18 protein-coding genes are annotated in these 15,203 nt (G+C 41.6%); 2 read left to right on the forward strand and 16 right to left on the reverse strand.

The features are described 5' to 3' along the window. Positions 1-7: 7 nt before the first annotated feature. Genes ccmI through ccmA form a run of 9 tightly spaced genes read right to left on the reverse strand, consistent with a single transcriptional unit; the run spans position 8 to position 6,985 of the window. Complete coding sequence (gene ccmI, locus QUE46_RS11910; protein WP_286244931.1) at positions 8-1,258, reverse strand: c-type cytochrome biogenesis protein CcmI; 1,251 nt, start codon at positions 1,256-1,258, stop codon at positions 8-10. Next, entirely contained in the window at positions 1,258-1,719 is a 462-nt protein-coding gene (locus tag QUE46_RS11915; protein ID WP_286244932.1) for a cytochrome c-type biogenesis protein, read from the reverse strand. Before QUE46_RS11915 ends, ccmI begins: the two co-directional genes overlap by 1 nt. Continuing rightward, complete coding sequence (locus tag QUE46_RS11920; protein ID WP_286244933.1) at positions 1,719-2,288, reverse strand: redoxin family protein; 570 nt, start codon at positions 2,286-2,288, stop codon at positions 1,719-1,721. The genes QUE46_RS11915 and QUE46_RS11920 overlap by 1 nt, the downstream gene beginning before the upstream one ends. Continuing rightward, positions 2,285-4,255 (reverse strand): heme lyase CcmF/NrfE family subunit, encoded by a 1,971-nt coding sequence (locus tag QUE46_RS11925; protein WP_286244934.1) that lies wholly within the window; start codon positions 4,253-4,255, stop codon positions 2,285-2,287. Before QUE46_RS11925 ends, QUE46_RS11920 begins: the two co-directional genes overlap by 4 nt. 1 nt (position 4,256) lies before the next feature. Next, complete coding sequence (gene ccmE / locus QUE46_RS11930; protein WP_055015944.1) at positions 4,257-4,736, reverse strand: cytochrome c maturation protein CcmE; 480 nt, start codon at positions 4,734-4,736, stop codon at positions 4,257-4,259. Next, positions 4,733-4,936, reverse strand: a complete 204-nt coding sequence (ccmD, locus tag QUE46_RS11935) for a heme exporter protein CcmD (RefSeq protein ID WP_004588323.1) — start codon at positions 4,934-4,936, stop codon at positions 4,733-4,735. The genes ccmE and ccmD overlap by 4 nt, the downstream gene beginning before the upstream one ends. Positions 4,937-4,939: 3 nt before the next feature. Continuing rightward, positions 4,940-5,677, reverse strand: a complete 738-nt coding sequence (locus QUE46_RS11940; RefSeq protein WP_286244935.1) for a heme ABC transporter permease — start codon at positions 5,675-5,677, stop codon at positions 4,940-4,942. A gap of 1 nt (position 5,678) precedes the next feature. Beyond that, complete coding sequence (gene ccmB, locus QUE46_RS11945; RefSeq protein WP_004588321.1) at positions 5,679-6,365, reverse strand: heme exporter protein CcmB; 687 nt, start codon at positions 6,363-6,365, stop codon at positions 5,679-5,681. Next, positions 6,365-6,985: a cytochrome c biogenesis heme-transporting ATPase CcmA gene (ccmA, locus tag QUE46_RS11950; protein ID WP_286244936.1), complete on the reverse strand. Its 621-nt coding sequence runs from the start codon at positions 6,983-6,985 to the stop codon at positions 6,365-6,367. The genes ccmB and ccmA overlap by 1 nt, the downstream gene beginning before the upstream one ends. Positions 6,986-7,098: 113 nt before the next feature. Here ccmA and QUE46_RS11955 point away from each other — a divergent pair, with 113 nt between their 5' ends. Then, the gene (locus tag QUE46_RS11955) at positions 7,099-9,411 is read left to right on the forward strand and encodes a flagellar hook-length control protein FliK (RefSeq protein ID WP_286244937.1); all 2,313 of its coding nucleotides are present in this window, start codon (positions 7,099-7,101) and stop codon (positions 9,409-9,411) included. Position 9,412: 1 nt separating this feature from the next. After that, positions 9,413-9,733 carry an EscU/YscU/HrcU family type III secretion system export apparatus switch protein gene (locus QUE46_RS11960; RefSeq protein ID WP_286244938.1) on the forward strand — a complete coding sequence of 107 codons (321 nt, stop codon included), beginning with the start codon at positions 9,413-9,415 and terminating at the stop codon, positions 9,731-9,733. An 80-nt stretch (positions 9,734-9,813) separates the two neighbouring features. On the opposite strand, the gene QUE46_RS11965 is transcribed toward QUE46_RS11960, so the two are convergent. Genes QUE46_RS11965 through QUE46_RS11995 form a run of 7 tightly spaced genes read right to left on the reverse strand, consistent with a single transcriptional unit; the run spans position 9,814 to position 15,202 of the window. Continuing rightward, a complete protein-coding gene (locus QUE46_RS11965; protein WP_286244939.1) occupies positions 9,814-10,215 on the reverse strand; it encodes a DUF2802 domain-containing protein in 402 nt (133 codons plus the stop codon). 17 nt (positions 10,216-10,232) lie between these two features. Further along, complete coding sequence (locus QUE46_RS11970) at positions 10,233-10,730, reverse strand: chemotaxis protein CheW (RefSeq protein WP_004588316.1); 498 nt, start codon at positions 10,728-10,730, stop codon at positions 10,233-10,235. A 24-nt stretch (positions 10,731-10,754) separates the two neighbouring features. Further along, the gene (locus QUE46_RS11975; RefSeq protein ID WP_286244940.1) at positions 10,755-11,537 is read right to left on the reverse strand and encodes a chemotaxis protein CheW; all 783 of its coding nucleotides are present in this window, start codon (positions 11,535-11,537) and stop codon (positions 10,755-10,757) included. Positions 11,538-11,540: 3 nt separating this feature from the next. After that, positions 11,541-12,311: a ParA family protein gene (locus tag QUE46_RS11980; protein ID WP_004588314.1), complete on the reverse strand. Its 771-nt coding sequence runs from the start codon at positions 12,309-12,311 to the stop codon at positions 11,541-11,543. A gap of 8 nt (positions 12,312-12,319) precedes the next feature. Then, a complete protein-coding gene (locus QUE46_RS11985) occupies positions 12,320-13,294 on the reverse strand; it encodes a flagellar motor protein MotB (RefSeq protein ID WP_286244941.1) in 975 nt (324 codons plus the stop codon). A gap of 5 nt (positions 13,295-13,299) precedes the next feature. Next, the gene (locus tag QUE46_RS11990; RefSeq protein WP_286244942.1) at positions 13,300-14,064 is read right to left on the reverse strand and encodes a flagellar motor protein; all 765 of its coding nucleotides are present in this window, start codon (positions 14,062-14,064) and stop codon (positions 13,300-13,302) included. Beyond that, positions 14,057-15,202: a chemotaxis response regulator protein-glutamate methylesterase gene (locus QUE46_RS11995; protein ID WP_286244943.1), complete on the reverse strand. Its 1,146-nt coding sequence runs from the start codon at positions 15,200-15,202 to the stop codon at positions 14,057-14,059. Before QUE46_RS11995 ends, QUE46_RS11990 begins: the two co-directional genes overlap by 8 nt. Position 15,203 lies beyond the last annotated feature (1 nt).

Here is a 15,203-nt window from a genome sequence, read left to right on the forward strand (position 1 = left end):
AATGTCCTTAAGGTATTAATGTATTAATTTGAAGTTGGTAGTCACTTACGTTTTCACGTTGTAGTGCCTCAGAGTGACCCTCTAACTCACCACTACTTGGCATAACTGACTCATCAATTGAGATCCGCGCTGTGATCACAATATCTTTTGCACTTGATAAGTTTAACCCATCAACCATTGCATTAGCATCAGTTAGTTGCACTGTTAGCGGAAAGCGGTACTCAGTTAGTTTAACAACCGCTAATGGCATAGGAGAGCCTTGAGCAGCCTTTGCAAAAATAAATAAAGTTCCCTGCTGTGGCTGCTTATCGAAAAGCTCATCTGCTAAGCTCACAGTAACACTAATAGCGCTGTTAGCAGAGACAGGCATTACAGAGCCCTCATTTTGCATTTGTTGTTCAATATCTGAAATACGCTGCGCTATCATTGAGTAACGCGTATCACTTTTATCCATGCTGGCCAGTAATACTTCAAACGCCGCTTTAGCTTGCGGCCAGTCCTTGCGCTCATAAGCAATAAGCGCTAATAACGAAATAGCATCCAGGTTTGTCGGTTCAACCTTCAGTACTTTCGATAGCATACCCGCTGCACGTGTCATGTTCTCTTCACTGCCTTCAAGCAGTAAAACTTGGCTGTAGCTAATGAGTACTTGCATGTTGTCTGGGTTCATTCGCAGGGCTTTATCAAACGATTGCTGTGCCATATCAAATTCGTTTAACGACATAGCTACACGTCCAAGCAACATCCACGCAACTTCGTCATCCCCTGATTCACTAAGCTTAGTACGCAGCGCTAAAGCAAACGCTTGTAACTCGTTTTGGGTTAGTGGCTCACCTTTTTGCATTACTGCACGCTCGCCATAATCGGCAAGGTTATCCATTGCATCATACCATGCTGCTATTTGTTGTTGGCTCCCTGTAAAGGTGTAAAAAACGCCGGTGAGGGCTAATAAAAATGCCGCGCCTGTTAAAGCAAAAATACGGTTATTACCTTTGCTATTAAGCGATTTTTCCGGTGATAGCTCGTTCAATAAACGACGTTTTAACTCAATAACCGATTCACTATGACTTTGTGCATCAATACGTTGATTGTCTAAGTCGTTTTGCAGCTCAACTAAACGCTGCTCGTAAATGCTGATCAATTCTGCATTAGCATTGTGAGTAATGGTTTGCACGCGTTCTTTTTTTAAAAAAGGCAGCATAATAAAAGCCAGTGCAATTAGTGTGAGTAAAGCAAAACACGCCCACATTAAAATCATTAATTTTGCTCCTGACGTTTATTTTCTGCAATTAACTTAGCAAGTTTTGCTTCATCATCGCTGTTCCACGTTTGCTTAACCGATGCCTTACGCTGGCGAATAACAATAAAACCAAAACCCAAAATAACAATAAGTACAGGTAAAACCCAAAGTACTAATGTGGCCGGTGTCACAGGCGGATCGTAATGAACAAAATAACCGTATCTGTCGATCATGTAATCGATAACTTCGTCTTTTGTTTTACCTTCTTTTACCAGCGCTAGCACCTTATCGCGTAAATCTTTTGCAACAATGGCATCTGAGTCTGCAATATTTTGATTTTGACATTTAGGGCACCTAAGCTCTTTGGTTAACTCTTCAAAGCGCACTGCTTGTTGGTTATTATCAAACTGGTAGCGATCTTGCTCGGCGTACACTGCCATACTTATAAAAAAGCTAAGAGTTAATAAAAATAGCCTCATTAATTTAGCTCCTGCATAACAGGGGCAAATTTAGCACGCCATACACGCGGGTTTAAATCTCCCGTATGGTGTAATAAAATTTTACCCGTTTTATCCACTAAAAAAGTCTCTGGTGCACCCGACACGCCTAAATCAAGAGAAAGCGTACGATGCAAATCAAGTATATTAAACTGATATGGGTCCCCTGCACGGCCAAGCATATCTGTTACATCTGTGCGCAGCGCTTGCATATCAAACGGGCCATCAAAATCAGCGTCATAACCTTGTACATAGTACAAACCAATAATTTTTACGCCTTGCTCTCGAAGTTTAGTTAAATAACCAAGCTCTACCAAACATGTAGGGCACCAAGTCCCCCATACATTAAGTAAATAAACTTCGCCTTTTAGGCTTTCATCTGTCCAGCGCTTATCATCTTGCATTAAATCAGGCAGATTAAAGGCAGGCATAGTTTGGCCTAGCCGCCCCGTTTGTATCTCCCGAGGGTTGGCAAATAACCCTTGGTATAAAAATACGCATACAAAAGCAAACACTAAAAGTGGTGCAATAGCTAAAAGTTTACGGTTCATAAAGCACTCTCCGATTCAGCCTTACGCATTGTTTTAGCTGATGTACGATAACGTTTATCAAATAAAATCATAAACCCTGCTAATGACATAAGTACGCCACCAATCCAAATCCAGCGGACATACGGTTTATGATAAATTCGAAGTGACCACGCATCACCACTTAACTTCTCCCCTAACGCTAAATATAAATCACGTTTAAAACCGGCATCTATTGCAGCCTCGGTCATAAATTGCATTCCGATGTCATATTTGCGTTTTTCAGCGTGTAACCGAGTTACTAGCTCATTATTTTTTAGAACTGATACAACGCCTGCATGGCCACTGTAATTTGGCCCTCTAATAGTCTTAACGCCATCAAAGCGATATTCATATTCGTTAAGCTGAGCTATGTCACCTGGCTTCATAGATACATCGCGCTCAACCGAATAAGCAGACGTAAGTGATACACCTGCAATAATAAATGCAATACCAATATGCCCAAGCACCATAGCCCAATAACTTACAGTAAGGCGTTTTAAACCTTCTGTTAAGGTGCCATGCACAGATGATTTAGTATAAATATCAATCGCTGTTGATACAGCAACCCAAACTGCAAGTGTTGTCGCTAGTAGCGTAAGTGGCTTTACGAGATCGTAACTTGAGAATAACCAAGCGCAGGTTATGACTACACTTGCTAATACACCCATTAAAATTTTGTTTTGTAAAAAAGCCCATTTATTTTGCTTCCAGCGTAAAAGTGGCCCTATTCCCATTAAAATAGCAAAAGGCACTAATAAAATGGCAAACATTTTATTAAAAAACGGTTCACCAATAGAAATACTGCCTAAGCCCATTTCTTTATGTACCATGGGTAATAACGTGCCTAACATAACAATTAATGTAGCAACTACTAAAAATATGTTATTAAGCCATAATGCCACTTCGCGAGATACAAATTTGTATCGACCTTCGCTGTATACCTGCGATACACGCAGTGCATACAAGGCTAAGCCTCCACCTACAACAACACCTAAAAAGGCGAGAATAAATAATCCCCTATCTGGATCGGTAGCAAACGCATGCACCGATACAATAATACCCGAGCGAACAATAAAGGTGCCTAACAAGCTTAATGAAAAACCAGCTATTGCTAATAATACCGTCCACGATTTAAAAATACCGCGTTTTTCGGTTACGCTTAATGAATGCAGTAATGCGGTGGCGACAAGCCAAGGCATTAGTGCTGCATTTTCTACCGGGTCCCAAAACCACCAGCCGCCCCAGCCAAGTTCTGAATAAGCCCACCAACTGCCAATAGTAAGACCTAGGCCTAAGAAACCCCAAGCGGTCATTGTCCACGGGCGTGACCATTTAGCCCATGTGTTATCAAGCTTACCTGTTAAAAGTGCTGCAATAGCAAAAGAAAAAGCAACCGACAGCCCAACATAACCCATGTACAGTAGTGGCGGGTGAATGATCATACCAGGATCTTGTAGTAACGGATTTAAATCGCGCCCTTCAACAGGAAAATAAGGTAGTAAACGCTCAAAAGGGCTTGAAAGTAATAAGGTGTACATCATGAAACCCACACCTAAAAAGCCAAGTACCCCCAACACACGTGCACGTAGTACCCACGGCAGCGATTTAGAGCGCACAGCTACCGCTGCAGTCCAACCAGCTTGCATTACTAGCCACAATAAAATAGCGCCTTCGTGTCCACCCCATGTAGAGGTGATTTTATAATACCAAGGCAGCGTACTACTTGAATGATACGCCACATAAGACACCGTAAAGTCATCTGTTAAGCTGGCATAGATAAGCGCAGCAAACGAGAGAAGTACAAAAGCAAACTGTCCAACGGCTAAAGACGGGGCCGCACGCATTAAACGAAGATTACCGGTATGCGCGCCCCACAGCGGAAAAATACACAGTAAAACGCTTAGCACCATGGCAAGCGTTAAAGAAAAATAACCAAGTTCTGGGATCATATTAGCTACCGCTATCTAGGTTGTATTTAGGTTTTTCGTGTTTAATTCCTTTTACGGCCTCTGCAACTTCTGCTGGCATGTATTCTTCATCATGCTTGGCCAGTACTTCAAACGCTTCAATTACGTTTGGCTCTACAAGTACACCTTGCGCTACAATACCTTGCCCTTCGCGAAATAAGTCAGGCAAAATGCCTTGGTATTTAATTGTTACCAATGGCCCTGTATCAATCAGCTTAAAGCTGACTTGCAAACTTTGCTCATTACGAATAACAGAGCCCGGCACAACCATGCCGCCAATACGCAGCTTTTGCCCTATTTGCGGTTTTTCTTTATCAGGGCCCTTACCTTCGATTAATTCGCTTGGTGTATAAAACAAGTTTATGTTTTCTTGAAGTGCATAAAGTACTAAGCCTATAGAAGCACCAATGCCAAACAACACTGCAATAATTACCAATAGGCGTTTTTTACGTCTTGGGTTCATGAGATTTGTTCCTGCTTCGCTTTTTTAATTCGCGCTTCGCGCGCAACTTGCTGCTCTACTGAGGCCATAATACGTTTTGTATCACGTAAAGAGCTAAATAAAATGCCCAACAAAATTAAGGCGCATGTACCAAAAGACAGCCACACGTAAAACCCGTAGCCCCCCATTGCAATAAAATCAGAAAAAGAGTCAAACTGCATAATTTACCCCTTACTTAGCATCGCTCGAACCCATGGCCGATGCTTTTCACGTTGTAATATTTCATTTTTTAAACGAATTAACGTTACAGTGCCAACAAAAGCACCAAACGCTAAAATATTCACCATTAGTGGCCAAAACATACTAGGGTCAATAGCTTTAGTATCAAATTTTGTGATTGTTGCGCCTTGGTGCAAAGTATTCCACCACTCTACCGAGTAATGAATAATAGGTAGGTTAATAACCCCAACAATGGCCAAAATAGACGCCGCTCGCCCTGCTGCTTTTTTATCTTCAAATGCATGATAAAGCGAAAGTACACCTAAGTATAAAAATAATAAAATAAGCTCAGAGGTTAAGCGTGCATCCCACACCCACCAAGCTCCCCACATAGGTTTGCCCCATGCAGCGCCGGTAATTAAGGCAATAGCTGTTACGCATGCTCCCACCGGGGCAATAGCAATTACAGCAAGTTCAGCGTTACGTAATTGCCACACTAAAGCGACAATAGCTGCTATAGCCATGGAAGAATACGCCCCCATAGACAAAATAGCCGACGGTACATGAATGAAAATAATACGGTAACTGTCTTTTTGTTGGTAATCAGCTGGCGCAAAACCTAAGCCCCAAATCCAACCAACAAGCATACTTATAACCGTAACAACGGCAAAATAAGGCAGTAACGTATTACATAACTGGTATGCGCGCTCTGCTTTTGCGTAGGGATGTAACCACTTCCACATATTAACTTACACTCACTTTTAATGCTGATGATATGGCGATGGGTGCACACATAATAGCAACTACTAACATGGCCCCAAGAATGGCAAGCTGCCCGCTATAGTCCAGCGACATAGTACTGGTATCAATGGCTGACGTTGCAAAAATTAAAACAGGAATATACAAAGGCAACACTAATAGGCTCATTAAAATACCGCCTTTTTGTAATCCCACAGTAAGGCCAGCCCCAATTGCACCAATAAAGCTTAATAATGGCGTGCCTAATAATAATGTTAATACGGTGGCTAACAGCGCTGAGCTCTCTAAATTAAGCAATAAAGCAAATAACGGTGTCATTAATACTAATGGTAAACCGGTAACAACCCAATGCGCCGCGACTTTAGCCAGTACAGTGAGTGATAGCGGGTACGATGAAGCAATAAGCTGCTCCAATGAACCATCGTTATAGTCGTCTCTGAATAATTTATCGAGTCCAAGCATGGTAGATAGCAAAGCGGCGACCCAAATAATACCTGGCGCCATTCTGTTTAACAGACCGGGCTCTGGGCCAATTGCTAACGGAAATAAAGAAATAACAATGAGAAAAAACAAGATAGGGTTGATAATTTCAGCACGCTGGCGAAACGCAAGCTTTACATCTTTACTAAATACCGCACTAAACAGCAGCCAATATGAATGTTGACGAGTCATCAGTAACGATACTCCAAGGTCACCGTTTGTAGGTTTTCAAACTGTGTTGATAGATCTTGATGGGTTGTTAGTAAAATAGCGCCACCACTTTTCAAATGCTCAGAAAAACGTTGTTGTAAAAATGCAACGCCATTTTTATCAAGTGCAGTAAAGGGTTCATCAAGCACCCATAGTTTTGCATCGCTTAACCATAAGCGTACTAAAGCCACACGACGCTGCTGCCCTGCCGAGAGCATTCTAACTGGCACATCTTCAAGACCCACTAAGCCAAGTTTGGCTAAAATTGGATATAAGTCGGGCTCATTTGTATAGCCATTAATGCGTAACCAATGGCGTACGTTTTCCAGTGCGCTGAGCTGTACATTGACACCGGTTTTATGGCCTATAAATAGTAAGTCTCTGGCGTACTCTTCATAATGTTTGGTAATAGCTTGCTGGTTATAAAAAATAGCGCCTTCATCAGGCACACTAAAGCCTGCGACAATACGCAATAATGATGTTTTACCAGCCCCGTTAGGACCCGCTAATTGCATGATTTGACCGCTATTTAGGCTAAAATTAAGATCCGCAAACAAACAACGTTCTTGCTTGATGCAGGTGACGGACTTAATGTGTAACAAGATGACGTTTCTCTATGCCAAAAATTAGGCGTTAGTCTACCATAATGATAGGGTAATACGAATATTGCTTTAAAATCGATTCACGAAAATTAGCGAAAACTTGATTTAAAATAATGAATAATCCAACGCAAATCACATTATCTAATTCATTGGTTAATAACCAAAGCGCCCCGAGCACTTCGGACGAATTAGTACAATTACCCGAGCAGGTACTTGCGGCTAAAAATATTCAGTTTTCAAAAGGCTCAATTACACTCGATGTTTTGATTGATAAACACTGGCAAACACTACGCTTAGGCATAACCCATGCCCCTCAAAAAACAGATAAAATAGCAAGTGCTAACATACAGCTCAGCTCTGATGGAAAGCAGCTAAGTATAACTCCCAACAATACCAATATTACACTTAGCAGCGCATCACAACTGCAGCGTTTTTTGAATTATGTTAGTACCGGTAGTGAAATACAAAGTAAACCCTTGCCAGTCAATGTACAGCTCTCGCCGTCACCGCAGCTTGTTATTCCGAATCTTAATGCCAATATTGCAATCAATAAACAAACCGCACAGCTGTTAAATACCGAGCAGCCATTACAGGTACTTATTAATACAACCAATAAAGGCGCACAAATAAATGTTATTAACCGCTTTGCTGACACCGTCCATACTCAAACTCTCAGCCAACATAAAATTTCGCAGTTATTAACTAATTTACTGCCAAGCGCGCAGCTACAGGCAACGCCAAAATTAGCTATTATTTCGCACCCTCATCATAGCGGCTCGTTTACAACTCCGATAACCAATAAACAGCTTAGTGAATTGCCCAGTAAACCCATGGCAGTAAATATTATTCATCAAGCAGATAAGCTGCTCATTAAAACTAACTTACCTAAAATGCAGGTCGCACTTAACAACTCTTTTAGTAAACCCTTTACCGACTTAGTTTTATCACAGCAGCAAAGTGTAGTTAGCACCCCCGCTGATAAAACAAGTCCGCAGTTAAGTGCACAAAGCCCTATAAAGTCATGGTTAGAAAGCAGCTTTAGTGATTTAAAAACGCGAATTAACGATGCCGTTAAATACTTTGAAAACAAACCCTTTACGAGTAAAACGCCACCTTTGCAAGTTCAACAAGCTAAGCTTGATGTAAATAAAGTGTCTACACAAATAAACACGTTAACAAACCCTAATTTAAGCAAGCTAAATATAACCGCAGAAGTTGCTAATAATTCTTTTACTACTAACAGCCCTTTAGCTAAACACTTTGCGCAGCTTCCTCCTTTAGTACAAATAACCCAGCAATTAAAGGCGAGTGTGTCGTTATGGCAATCAGTAAACAACATAGCTCAGCCGCAAGCAGTGAGCGCCCAACCAACAAATGCAAGTACCCAAGGCTACTCTTCTGCGCCGCTGAGTTTAAAAATACTAAATACCACAACTTCACAGGTAAATACTCCCAATCAACCTAGTTTGTCTCACTCGCTTTTTAAAACCGCAGCAAGTCAACAATTACAACCTGTAGAGGCCAAATTATTAACCTCGCTTTTAAACTTGCCAACAGAGAGTGAACACCCAAATAGCGCTTCCAACCCTAAAACATTGTTGAGTAGCCAAATTACTGACATAGCAAGTAAAGCGACACAAAACACACCTGATCTAACGCGTCTAGTAAATCAAGCTTTTAATAGAATGGTCTCTAGTACTAATGTGCACCCAGCCACCATACAGCGAGAGCTTTTAAGTACCTTACAACCGCTTACTACGCCAAACGACACACTACAAAGTAGCTTTACAAAAGGGCTTGAGCAACTTGCGGTTACTATTTTAGCGGCGCCAATAATAAGCCAACCTAGTACTTCGCTAACGTTTAATAACCACACAGGCGTAGATGCCCTACTTAACGTGCTTTTACCTACTTTTAAAGTAGGTAATGGCGCAGATAAACTATTAGAGCAACTTCAACAAACACAAATACAAGAGCTTGCCCCAGAGCTGCTGCAAGTTAAAAATACCCTTAGCCAAGTACAAGTAACTACGCCAAACCAACAAAGCGACACAAACCCGCTAGCACAGTTTTTATTTCCGATGAAACTTCCGCCTGAAGCGGGACAAACAGAAATAACCTTAGGGCAATATAAAAAAGCCAGTGTAGATAAAGCCGAAAAAAACGTGTGGTTTGTTAGGTTAAATTTTGATTATGCACAGCAAGGACAATTACAAATAGTGGCAGAGCTTATGGACAAAGCACTCGATTGCCAGCTGCTTGCCTCTAGCCAAGAAGTAAGCGCAATGGCACACCCTCACTTAGACAGCCTTAGGGCTAAATTGGCTCAGCATGGCTTGCAAGTAGGCGAGCTAAACTTAAAACGTGGAGATGCTAGTCATCAAGCGTTTTATCAATCGCATGCCATTATAAATATTAAGGTTTAACATGACTGACACCTCTAATTTTGCTGCAAATAATAAATCCGCGATTGGCCTGTTATATGAAGCAGGAAGCACCCCATCGGTAAGTGTAAAAGGGTTTGGGGAGTTGGCCGATGAAATAATCAAAGCTGCAAAACAAAAAGGCATTATGATCCACCAAGATGAAGCACTTGCTAAAACACTCTCACACTTACAATTGGGAGAGGAAATACCTAAAGAGCTTTATTATGTTATTGCTGAATTGATTGCTTTTTCGTACGTGCTTCGTGGTCAGTTCCCACCTGGCTGGCAAGACTTTCAAGGTAAGCTAAATGTAAGGGCATAACTAGGTGGATGAATTATATCTACCCTTTAGTAAGTATGACTGCACATGGGTATTGTGTGTAGTTAAAAGCAAAAAAGACGCTAGGCGTCTTTTTGTTTATGTAACGAAAATAATAGTTCAGCCTCGGCTCTAGGAAGCTCGCACTCGCGTATAACCTCATCTAAATCTGCGCCAAGCTCAACCATTTTAACAGCACGAGAATATATTTTTGCGTCTGGGTCGTCATATTTTTGGGCAGCTTGCTGTTGCATCAACTCTTGATTTTGTTGCTCAACTTCAAGTACGCGCTTACCAATACTTAAAAGCCCGGTTCTGAGCTCAGACACTTCACTGCGTAATATATGTGTTTGCTCTGAGGTATCTTTTAATTGCTGTGATACCGCATTAAGCGCCGCCGACTGTTTATTTTTTAATGCAACAATTAGCGCCAGCGATATTAAACCTATCCCTAGCGCTGCTATTGCGATACTAAGTAACAACATAATTTTAGTGGTAAAGCTTAAATATCGCTTAACTCATCCCATTCGTCATCGCTAAGTAATTTATTTAAATCGACTAAAATAAGTAATTCGTTATCGCGGTTACATACGCCTTGAATAAACTTAGCACTTTCTTCGGTACCAACATTTGGGGCGCTGTCGATTTCAGAGCTGCGTAAGTACACAACCTCAGAAACACTATCAGCTAAAATACCAATTACTTGCTCTTCTGCTTCAATAATTAAAATGCGAGAGTTGTCAGTTGCATCCGCAGCAGGCAAACCAAAGCGAGCACGAGTATCAATAACAGTGACTACGTTACCACGTAAATTTATAATGCCAATAACGTATGAAGGCGCACCAGGGACTGGCGCAATTTCGGTATAACGTAAAATTTCTTGCACCTGCATTACGTTTACGCCATACGTTTCTTCTTCAAGCTTAAACGTTACCCACTGTAAAATCTCATCGTTGTTATCTGCGTTTTTATTCGCTGATAATAGTCTATCTTCGCTCATGCTGTTACCCCGTAATGGTCGTTACTACTGACGGCTATCTAAGCCTTTTTCTAATAGTGCATTTAAATTATCTACATCTATTAAAGCACACATTTTTTCTTTAATAACACCAGCAAGCCAAGGGCGTTTGCCGCTGTTTTTTCGCCATTTTACATCTTCTTTACTCAATGTAATGTTATTTATTAACTTTTCGGCCAATAAACCCCAGTTGCTATCGCCTAGGGTTATTAAATACTGATAATTAAGAGAAGCCTCTAACTTTTCATCGTACTTTTCTGGCATTACCCAACGGGCAGTATCAACCACGTTTAGCTTTTCATCTCTATTAAGCATAACGCCTTTAAACCACTTTGGCTTACCAAATAAATGATTTACCTCACCTAATTGATGAATTCCTCCAAGTGCTTTTAAAGGAACAGCCAATGTTAAGCCAGCCACTTCAAAAAACAGAGCCTGAAACTCACCTTCAAAGTAATCTTCTTGGCTATGTAATAAAGGGGCAGATTCAGTACTTAACTGAGTTTGCACCTCAGGTGTTTCTAGTTGCTCAGGCTCAATAGGCACTGATTGTGAAATATTAGCGTCAACCTCGCTAGTACTCTGTTTTACTTGCTCAGAATAAAGCTGCTCGGTCACTTTTAATTGCGCTTTGGGTTTTAAAAGTACCTCGTCGTTTTGTATGGCACTAGGTACTTGCTCAAGTAGCTTTGCTACAGGCTCAAGGTTTTCCTCAGGTTCGTCTTCGCATAATAGCGCCCCTAAGTATTGAGTCATTACTTTTTCATTAGCAAATAATTGCTTACTCATTCATTAACCTTGTCCAATTAAATAATCTAATAACGCTTTGTAAGCGTATACCCCACGCGAACGCGGGCAAAATTCTATGGGTACCTTTTGTGCAAGGCTTGCATCTCTAAACTTTGTATCAACGGGGATCACCCCTGGCCATACTTTATCTTTATATGTATTTTGCAATGTTTTGTAGGCTTCAAGCGACGCTTTAGTGCGCTTATCATACATAGTAGGGATTATAGTATATTGGTACTGTTTCGCTTGAGAGCTTTGCATTAATTCCATAGTGCGCATCATTCTATCAAGCCCTTTGAGCGCCAAAAACTCAGTTTGCACAGGCACTAAAATACGTTCGCTGGCGGCTAATGCGTTCACCATTAAAACACCTAAAACGGGCGGGCAATCAAGCAGCGCATAATCGTAATGTTCACTAATTTTTGCAAGTGTTTTTTTTAAAATTAAGCCCATCCCCGTTTTATTGCCCATGCTTCTATCAAGTGTTGCTATAGCCATCGTTGCGGGCAATATATCTAGATTTTCCATCGTAGAGGGGCACAATGCTTGCAGTATTTCTTCACTTTGCATTGAGGTGCCGCGGGCAAAAATATCGTACACACTGACTTCTAAATCTTCAGAATCAATACCAAAATAGTACGTTAGTGAGGCGTGAGGGTCGGTATCAATGAGTAATACGCGTTTACCTTGCAAGGCCAAAATACCCGCAAGACTAACAGCCGTTGTGGTTTTACCTACACCGCCTTTTTGATTTGCTACTGTCCAAATCTTCACATTAAGTCCTAATTACTGTCATTGCGCGTGGTGATTCTGATACCACCATGAGGTAAACGAATTATTTTAATAGAGTTATCATCAGAGGGAAGTTCGACCTCTGGCTCAGGCGCTGCTTCTTGCACTTGCTCATCAGATTCAGCTTTATTTTCATTTTCGGTGGTTTGTTGTACTAAGCCATACTTAGAAAGGGCAATAACAACTTTACGATTTTCTGCTCGACCTGCTGCGGTGTCGTTATCGGCAAAAGGTGAGTATTGCCCATAGCCCTCGATTGCCATTCGCGCTGGGTTAATTCCTAACGTTTCCAATTCAACTAAAATAGAGGTCGCACGTGCAACTGACAACTCCCAGTTAGAGCGAAACATTTCATTACGAATACTTTCGTTATCTGTGTAGCCTCTTACCCTTATGTAGTTATCTACTGGGGCAATAATGTCTTTTACAATTTTTACGACTTGTTTAGCTCGCGCGTGGGCAACTGAGCTACCACTAGAGAACAGCATTCCAGAACTTAGCTCAATAATAAGCCAATCTTGGTTGAGCTCTAAACTTGCTTCTCCATCACGAATTTCATCAATAAGTGCCGAATGTAATTTAGTTAATAAGCTATCGAGTGGTTTACCTAAATGTTTTTGTTTTATATTGCTAGTGTCGCTTTGTCCGTCTAGCAGCTCTGGGCCAGACTCCTGCTTTTGAATGCTCTCACCGTACAATAACTCTTGCTCTGGGGTAACACGGTCGGTGAGTAGCCCTTCGCCTGTCACACCTTCGCCTTGTTGCGATTGTTGCCTTGCTGATTTATCAAAAACCTGTTCAAGGGAGTCGGAGAGAATTTGAAAATTTTCTTCTTTATTGATGGCAATGGCATACATAACCACAAAAAAGGCAAACATAATAGTCATGTAATCAGCATAAGAGACTAACCAACGTTCTGTATGTTGATTTTTTTCTGCTGATTGACGTAAGCGCCTGCGTAACATAAAAGTTACTCTACCACGACATTAGGGCGCTCTGTGCGATAAGCTTCAAGCTTTAATTCTATGTTAATAGGACTTTCACCAAGGCTTATAGCAATCACCCCTTCGGCCATCATTTCATGGTAAAGCATTTTTTGCTCTATTCGTTGCTTAAGTTTATTGGCCATAGGTAAAAATAATAAGTTAGCTAAACCCACCCCATATATTGTTGCAATAAATGCGGTGGCGACCCCAGCACCTAGCTTTTGAGGATCGGTTATAAATGACATTGCTTGAATAAGGCCAAGTACAGCCCCTAAAATACCTATCGTTGGGCTATATCCCCCCATGGCTTCGTACACTCTACTTGCTTCAAGTAGGCGGTCTCGTTCAAGCATTAAGTCTATCTCTAGGGTGTCACGTAACTTTTGCTCCGAGCAACCATCTACAAGTAAACTAAGTCCTTTAGCAGCATAAGGGTCAGGGTGACTAAGCGCCTCTTTTTCTAGCGCTAAGTACCCTTCTTGGCGCGCTTTGTGCGACCAGTTTTTAATTTGCTCTATGGCTTGCTCAATATTGTACTGAGGTGAAAAAAACACCCAATGACTCATGCTGAGCGTTTTTTTAAAGGTGCTTGTAGCCGTTTGCAACATAACAGCGCCTAAGGTGCCGCCAAGTACAATAATAAGTGCAGGGCCATTAAATAACGCCGTAACAACGCCCCCCTCTAAAGAGTAACCAATCGCTATAGCGCCCAGCGCAATGATTAATCCTAAAACAGAGAGCTTATCCACAACCAGTCTCTCTTTTTATTCTTGCTGCAACATCGTTTAGCGCTAAATGCTCTGAGGCAAGCCCTGCGTTGGCAATGGCTTGAGGCATACCGTATACCACACAGCTTTTTTCATCTTGCGCCCAAATTGTTGCCCCAGATTGCTTAAGCATTCGTGCACCATCACGCCCATCGGCGCCCATGCCAGTTAAAACAATGGCAAGTACGTCTCCTTGATAGCTTTTTGCAACACTTGCAAAAGTAACATCAACGCTTGGTTTGTAGCTTATACGTTCACTATTATCTTCAAATACACGCAGTGTTTTATTACCACTTCGCCCCTCTACCATCATTTGCTGTCCACCAGGGGCTAGGTAGGCTGTACCCGCTTCTAATTTATCACCTTGCTGTGCTTCTTTAACGCGTATTTTGCAAAGGCTATTTAAACGCGCAGCAAATGCAGGTGTAAACGCTGCCGGCATGTGCTGAATTAACAAAATAGGATGCGCAAAATTAGCAGGTAATTGGGTTAATATGGTTTGTAAAGCAACTGGCCCGCCAGTAGAAGTGCCAATCGCCACTATTTGATAATGTTTACCGCTGGCTCGTGTCGGCATACTGGGTGTCGCTGATGCTTGCCCCGATGCGGCACGTTGAAAACTTCTATCAGGTTGTTTGAGCGAGGAGCTTGAAGTGGCTAGTTTGCTTGCAGGTGGAGCAGTAATCTTACTTGATGTTAATGGCCTAACAGGGCGCGGTGCACGCCTGCGACCAATTTCCTTCACTTTAGTTTGCAATAACTTAATAGCATCTTCGTTATTTCGTGCAATGTCTTCAAACTTTTTAGGTAAAAAGTCCATTGCTCCGGCATCAAGTGCATCTAACGTTGCTGTTGCACCATCGCGTGTTAGCGATGAAAACATAAGGATTGGCGTTGGGTTACTCGCCATAATTTCTTTCACTGCGCTAATCCCGTCAAGCACAGGCATTTCTACATCCATGGTGATCATATCTGGACGTAACTGCGCTGTTTTATCTACGGCTTCTCTACCGTTAACAGCAAAACCTATTACTTCAATACCGCTGTCTTGTTCAAGGATTTCGCTTACTCGGCGGCGAAAAAAACTAGAATCGTCAACAACTAAAACTTTTACGGCCATT

Source organism: Pseudoalteromonas sp. MM1, assembly GCF_030296835.1.
In the GTDB taxonomy this organism is placed as follows: domain Bacteria; phylum Pseudomonadota; class Gammaproteobacteria; order Enterobacterales; family Alteromonadaceae; genus Pseudoalteromonas.

What these genes read in the sequence shown, in the direction of transcription:
- ccmI (WP_286244931.1), bottom strand. Translation starts at nt 1,258, where the DNA reads ATGATTTTAATGTGGGCGTGTTTTGCTTTACTCACACTAATTGCACTG.
- QUE46_RS11915 (WP_286244932.1), bottom strand. Translation starts at nt 1,719, where the DNA reads ATGAGGCTATTTTTATTAACTCTTAGCTTTTTTATAAGTATGGCAGTG.
- QUE46_RS11920 (WP_286244933.1), bottom strand. Translation starts at nt 2,288, where the DNA reads ATGAACCGTAAACTTTTAGCTATTGCACCACTTTTAGTGTTTGCTTTT.
- QUE46_RS11925 (WP_286244934.1), bottom strand. Translation starts at nt 4,255, where the DNA reads ATGATCCCAGAACTTGGTTATTTTTCTTTAACGCTTGCCATGGTGCTA.
- ccmE (WP_055015944.1), bottom strand. Translation starts at nt 4,736, where the DNA reads ATGAACCCAAGACGTAAAAAACGCCTATTGGTAATTATTGCAGTGTTG.
- ccmD (WP_004588323.1), bottom strand. Translation starts at nt 4,936, where the DNA reads ATGCAGTTTGACTCTTTTTCTGATTTTATTGCAATGGGGGGCTACGGG.
- QUE46_RS11940 (WP_286244935.1), bottom strand. Translation starts at nt 5,677, where the DNA reads ATGTGGAAGTGGTTACATCCCTACGCAAAAGCAGAGCGCGCATACCAG.
- ccmB (WP_004588321.1), bottom strand. Translation starts at nt 6,365, where the DNA reads ATGACTCGTCAACATTCATATTGGCTGCTGTTTAGTGCGGTATTTAGT.
- QUE46_RS11955 (WP_286244937.1), top strand. Translation starts at nt 7,099, where the DNA reads ATGAATAATCCAACGCAAATCACATTATCTAATTCATTGGTTAATAAC.
- QUE46_RS11960 (WP_286244938.1), top strand. Translation starts at nt 9,413, where the DNA reads ATGACTGACACCTCTAATTTTGCTGCAAATAATAAATCCGCGATTGGC.
- QUE46_RS11965 (WP_286244939.1), bottom strand. Translation starts at nt 10,215, where the DNA reads ATGTTGTTACTTAGTATCGCAATAGCAGCGCTAGGGATAGGTTTAATA.
- QUE46_RS11970 (WP_004588316.1), bottom strand. Translation starts at nt 10,730, where the DNA reads ATGAGCGAAGATAGACTATTATCAGCGAATAAAAACGCAGATAACAAC.
- QUE46_RS11975 (WP_286244940.1), bottom strand. Translation starts at nt 11,537, where the DNA reads ATGAGTAAGCAATTATTTGCTAATGAAAAAGTAATGACTCAATACTTA.
- QUE46_RS11985 (WP_286244941.1), bottom strand. Translation starts at nt 13,294, where the DNA reads ATGTTACGCAGGCGCTTACGTCAATCAGCAGAAAAAAATCAACATACA.
- QUE46_RS11995 (WP_286244943.1), bottom strand. Translation starts at nt 15,202, where the DNA reads ATGGCCGTAAAAGTTTTAGTTGTTGACGATTCTAGTTTTTTTCGCCGC.